A 5244-nucleotide genomic window follows, 5' to 3' on the forward strand; every position below is an offset into this window, starting at 1 on the left:
TAGTTGCCACCTGTGGATGTTGTTGCCCAAGCAGGCGTTTTGTCATTTCCAGCGCTTGGCGAAACAGGGGTTCGGCTTCACTGTAGCGTCCTTGACTTTTGTACACAAAAGCCAGAAGATTCAAACTAGTTGCCACCTGTGGATGTTGTTGCCCAAGCAGGCGTTTTGTCATTTCCAGCGCTTGGCGAAACAGGGGTTCGGCTTCACTGTAGCGTCCTTGACTTTTGTACACAAAAGCCAGAAGATTCAAACTAGTTGCCACCTGTGGATGTTGTTGCCCAAGCAGGCGTTTTGTCATTTCCAGCGCTTGGCGAAGTAGGGGTTCGGCTTCACTGTAGCGTCCTTGATTTTGGTACAGCCCTGCTAGATTATGCAAACTATGTGCCACATCGGGATGTTGTTCCCCCCGCAGGCGTTTTCTCATTTCCAGAGCTTGGCGATACAGGGGTTCGGCTTCACTGTAGCGTCCTTGAGTGTCGTACAGCCCTGCCAGATTATTCAAACTTAGTGCCACATCGGGATGTTGTTCCCCCAGCAGGCGTTTTCTCATTTCCAGAGCTTGGCGAAGTAGGGGTTCGGCTTCACTGTAGCGTCCTTGATTTTGGTACAGCGATGCCAGATTATTCAAACTTTCTGCCACATCCGGATGTTCGCCTAGTACTTTCGTGCGAATAGCCAGTGCACGCTCTGCTAAAGGAATCGCTTGTTGATATTTGCCTTCTTGATAGAGTTTAATTGCTTGCTCATTAAGTTGTTTTGCTTGTGCTAATTTCTCAGACTGAGCCGTTAGAGCTGGGGGAGTTACTTGCCCAACTACTAACTTTGGCATCAAAACCCACAACCCAGCTATTAAAGGCAATGTTGCCAAAGTTATCGCCTGTTTGACTTTTAACTTAGCCATTAGGAAATCCTCCCTTTCAAGTCATCCAATTTCTGCTGTAATTCCCTTACCTTTCCTTCATCTCCCAACGCCTGGTAACTACCCTGCGCCGCCTGATACGACTTCAGTGCTTCTTTTAACTCGTCTAAGGCTTCATTCACTTCCCCCAAGCTGGCTTGAACCATTGCTTCCCCTGCCAAACTCTTTTGTGCCTTTGCCAGTTGGAGTGCGCTTAAATACCGTTCCTTCGCCAACTGATTTAAACCTACTTGCTGATAAGTGCTTCCTAAAAGTTGGTAAACAGCACTGCTTTGGCTGCCTTTTTTAACTAATCCTTCCAACAAATCAATTGCATCAGCATTTAAATCATTGCTTCTATACAAATGTGCCAACGCCAAAGCTTGTGATTCATTGTCTAAAAGGGTTTGTTGTAACTTTTGAATCTCAGAATTTACCCTTTGGCTATCCGCCTCACTTAACACAGAAAATCCCCGGAAACGCCCCTCTTCTTTCTGATTGGATGCACCGTTATTAGCAGTAACATTTACCCAATAACGCGAACCAGCTTTCAAGGGTTGCTCTCCAGAATAAACGACTTGGGGCGGGCTAACTTGGGTTGACCAATTGACACCAGGTCCTAAGACTTGCACTTGATAGCTGGTTGCACCTGCTACCGGATTCCAACGTAAAGTCGGCTGGCGAGTTAAAATTGCAGAATTTCGTGGACTAATGAGGTAGGGAATTGTTGGGTCATTACCAGCACGAGTAGGACTGGTCTTGCTATCTTGTCTTCTGAGAACCGATCTTGTTGTTGATGAACAGCCCTTGGAAACCTCAAATTCGCCAAAAGAGTTTAGATTCCAAATACCCAAGTTATCGCAACGAACTTTCACTGATGCGCCTTGTGCCAAGCGTAACTTATCAGAGGCGTTAAGTAAGTCGCCTAGATTTGCTGGCTGGTAGCTTTTCCACTCAGGTTTCTTAATTTCGACTTTTCCGTTAATCTCAGAAATCAAATTAAGTCCCTGTTGTTGATGTTGCTGGCTCAATCCTGGTGTTGCAACGCTAACTAAAAGTACACTGAGAAATATGACAACTAGTTTGTTTATTTTTGGGTATCGCTCCATCACTTTCCTGCCTTGCGTAATTTTCCTCGTGCTAAATGCAACCATGTATCTTCATCAGGATTGAGTATAGAACCGAGGTCAGCGCATTTCCGCCACTGTTTGATCGCTGTTGATTGTTTTTGCTTTTCCAAAACTTGTGCCAACAAGCAATGTGCTGCACCAGGGTTAGTGATATACTTTTGAGCCTCAGGTCTGTTAGCAATATCTATCGCTACTTTCAGTTTTTCTTGTGCTTCTGTATACCTAGCTTGTGAGAATCGAACCCATCCCAGGTTTTTAAACAGGCTATATCTAACTTCCAACTTTTTATAATCAGGTGTGTTAGTTATTTCCAGACCTTTTGCAAGCAAAGAAGCTGCTTCTGGATATTTTTTCTCACGAATATACAAGCGAGCTAGGTTGTTATATGCATCTGGTAAACCCCCTGCTACTGCAATTTGGTATTGCTTTTTGGCTTTTTCCCAATCTTGCCAATCTTCATAGAGATTCCCCAAATTGTAATGCGCTTCAACATTATCTGCGTTCAGCGACGTTGCTCTTTGGTAATTTTGTTCTGCCGCACCTAAATCTTTCTCGTCGTGATTTTTTAGTCCATTGCGGTTGTAGATGTCAGAAATTGCAGGTAAAGCGAACCAAAAACTGATGAGAATTCCTGACATCGCCAGAGTAGAAGCCAATTTAACCTCTTGCTTGTAATGTTTGGGAATTTTCAGTTTTTCCAGTAATTTCTCAAACCCTTCTTCACCCGCTTTGGTGAGTTCACTGCTAGCTTGAAGTAAAGTGAGGATACTGGGTAAAGTTACAGCAGCAGCCCCGAATAACCCCACTCCTCCACTCCCCAGAAAGCGAGTCGCAATATTTACTAGTAAACTGATATTCGCAGTCCAGCCAGCAAGATAGAGCAATTTCCACAACCAATCCAAATTATCCCAAGGATGGGGAGGTGCAAGAGAATCTAACCTCCACCACCAAGCTTCTGCACTCGGTTGGATGCTCTCACGCCATTGTGTAAATTGTTCTGGTTTGATTTTTTTGTTTATCAATACTGCATTTTCCCGGAGTGCAGTGTCTAATTGGATAACTTTCTGTAACTTGCAAGTAGGAATGCTCTTTTGTTCTTTTAAAGCCGCCTGTACAGCATCCCGTGCATTTAACACACGCAAAACTTCTTCCACCTCAATTGCAGACTCATCTGGTTTCAGTTTCTCAAGTGCGGTTGCATAATGCTCAAGGGTGGTTTCAAGCTGAGTATTCATCTTCTGCATTTAGTAGCTTAATCCCTGCAATCGGGTTATAGGAAACAGTAATTTTCTCCTGCCATATGTTTTGTTGCTGTACTTGTTGCTCATCTCCCAAGGCACGACAGCTACCTTTATTTTATTTTTTGTTAGGAAAATAATTGTTATGTAACACTCAATATTTTTGGCATCAGCCGTCAATGAATACGTTTTTTCGTAGTTAGCGTCAAAAACTACCAAAGCTTCTTGTTTACATCTACTCTCTTTGCTTTGTTGGGTTCATTGAGCAGCCCAAACATAGGCAAGTTTTAAATACTTCCCAGTGAGAACAATGGGGAACTCAACAAACTAAATCGATTCTGGTGCGATCGGCGAAGCCGCGTCCTTCGGACGATCGCTTTTATCCTAAATCCTCATAATTTGTAAACTGTAGTAGCTCAAAAATTTATCTTTTGTTTACTGCTGTAGCTATTATATGGGCAACAAGGGTGAAAAAGAAACCAGAATGTATATTTATGTTGCAGATGTTGTATCTGTTGCTTGGAATAAAGAAAAGGCACAGGTCTTGAAGCGATTGCGCGGGAAAAAATCACGGCAGAAACTGGTTGATGAAATTGCTGCCATAGGTGGAGAATGCTCCCATCAGAACCTGAAAAAACTAGAGTATGGCGAGTCTGAAAGCGTCTCTTTAAAAGTATTAGAAGCTATTTGCACTGCCTTGGGTATATCTGTAAGCGATTTCCTTAGTACGGTGGAAGTGACTCATTAAAGTTTTGGACATCTTTCTTGATTTTTAGCTACTAAAGTAACTAATATATTTTATGAAATCAAAAAGGCGATCGCCCTCCGCCAAGAGAAATGCGATCGCCTTTTGTTAAACCCCGTTAACGAGGTTACTCATGATGATTGTACAAGAAGAATTCGATGACCAAGCCTCGGCTCAATCAGAGTTTGAGGAACATATTGACGATTTAGCCGACACGGTAGCACCAGAAATTGAAATTGACTCAGTACCAGATGAACTGGGAGAACTGTATCGAGTTTGGAACGGTTCCCATCTACTCGGAACTTTTTACCAAAATTTGGAGGGTAAATGGGTAGCACAACCTGTTAATAGTGATGTCAGACCTCTGTGTGACACTCCTTTTAAGGCACAGATAATTATCATCGCTGTTAATGGCTTGTTGGTGGCAGATGTAGCGTAACGGCTTGCATAAATTAATTTTCCATCACCTGGAGACGTGGTTAACTTCACGTCTCTTTCTTGCTTTAAGCTTTTGATAAACAGAACTATCTTTAAGAAATTTTAAACTTATCCGAGAATAAAGTGGTGTAATTTTTAGCGTAGTGCTGCGATCGCGTCTGGCACTGCGCTCCGTGCGCTCGCCCGCAAGGGCTCGGCTCCGTTTGGGAGAATCGCCGAAGCAGTTGCACTGTTCGCAATCAAGCCCTTAGCTTGCAGAATCACTCATAAGACAGCAAGATTAGGCTCTCAACGCAGGTATGGCTCACACGTTGCCTTAGCTCCTTTCTCATCAGAAGTTTTAAGTTCTTTGAAAACAAGAAGATCCTGTAATTGCTTACAACCTGCTTTTAGCCAAGACTCAAATCTAATATCCCACAACCGCACTGTGCCATCTCTTCCACCACTGACAATCCTCTGGTTATCAGTGCTTATTGCTACCGAATAGACAGTACCCTGATGACCTCTCAATTCAGCGAGGAGCTTGCCCTGAGTATCCCACAACCGTACTGCGCCATCTGAAGCACCACTGACAATCCTCTGATTATCTGTGCTTATCGCTACCGAATAGAGAGTACCCTGATGACCTCTCAATTCAGCGACTTGTTTGCCCTGAGTATCCCACAACCGCACAGTGCCATCTGAACCACCACTGACAATCCTCTGATTATCAGTGCTTATTACTACTGAGTATACTTCACCCTGATGACCTCTCAATTCAGCGACTTGTTTGCCCTGAGTATCCCACAACCGCAC

General features: G+C 43.6%; 6 protein-coding genes. 2 read left to right on the forward strand and 4 right to left on the reverse strand.

The annotated features are described in order from the left end of the window. The 3 genes from ACM0OZ_RS47640 to ACM0OZ_RS47650 form a co-directional block, all read right to left on the reverse strand. A partial coding sequence (locus tag ACM0OZ_RS47640) for a tetratricopeptide repeat protein (RefSeq protein WP_414589957.1) occupies positions 1 to 901 on the reverse strand: 901 nt, incomplete at its 3' end. After that, positions 901 to 2007, reverse strand: coding sequence for a tetratricopeptide repeat protein (locus tag ACM0OZ_RS47645; protein ID WP_414589958.1), 1107 nt, complete (start codon positions 2005 to 2007; stop codon positions 901 to 903). The genes ACM0OZ_RS47645 and ACM0OZ_RS47640, both read right to left, overlap by 1 nt. Then, on the reverse strand, positions 2007 to 3263 hold the full coding sequence (locus ACM0OZ_RS47650; protein WP_414589959.1) for a tetratricopeptide repeat protein: 1257 nt from the start codon (positions 3261 to 3263) through the stop codon (positions 2007 to 2009). The genes ACM0OZ_RS47645 and ACM0OZ_RS47650 overlap by 1 nt, the downstream gene beginning before the upstream one ends. 457 nt (positions 3264 to 3720) lie before the next feature. Between ACM0OZ_RS47650 and ACM0OZ_RS47655 the strand changes: the two genes are divergently transcribed. After that, entirely contained in the window at positions 3721 to 4014 is a 294-nt protein-coding gene (locus ACM0OZ_RS47655; protein WP_414589960.1) for a helix-turn-helix domain-containing protein, read from the forward strand. A 130-nt stretch (positions 4015 to 4144) separates the two neighbouring features. After that, positions 4145 to 4450, forward strand: a complete 306-nt coding sequence (locus ACM0OZ_RS47660; RefSeq protein ID WP_414589961.1) for a hypothetical protein — start codon at positions 4145 to 4147, stop codon at positions 4448 to 4450. 287 nt (positions 4451 to 4737) lie between these two features. Here the strand turns inward: ACM0OZ_RS47660 and ACM0OZ_RS47665 are convergent. Then, a partial coding sequence (locus tag ACM0OZ_RS47665) for a WD40 repeat domain-containing protein (RefSeq protein WP_414589962.1) occupies positions 4738 to 5244 on the reverse strand: 507 nt, incomplete at its 5' end.

The organism is Scytonema sp. PCC 10023, assembly GCF_963920835.1.
Taxonomy (GTDB): Bacteria; Cyanobacteriota; Cyanobacteriia; order Cyanobacteriales; family Nostocaceae; genus Kalymmatonema.

What these genes read in the sequence shown, in the direction of transcription:
- ACM0OZ_RS47645 (WP_414589958.1), bottom strand. Translation starts at nt 2,007, where the DNA reads ATGGAGCGATACCCAAAAATAAACAAACTAGTTGTCATATTTCTCAGT.
- ACM0OZ_RS47650 (WP_414589959.1), bottom strand. Translation starts at nt 3,263, where the DNA reads ATGAATACTCAGCTTGAAACCACCCTTGAGCATTATGCAACCGCACTT.
- ACM0OZ_RS47655 (WP_414589960.1), top strand. Translation starts at nt 3,721, where the DNA reads ATGGGCAACAAGGGTGAAAAAGAAACCAGAATGTATATTTATGTTGCA.
- ACM0OZ_RS47660 (WP_414589961.1), top strand. Translation starts at nt 4,145, where the DNA reads ATGATGATTGTACAAGAAGAATTCGATGACCAAGCCTCGGCTCAATCA.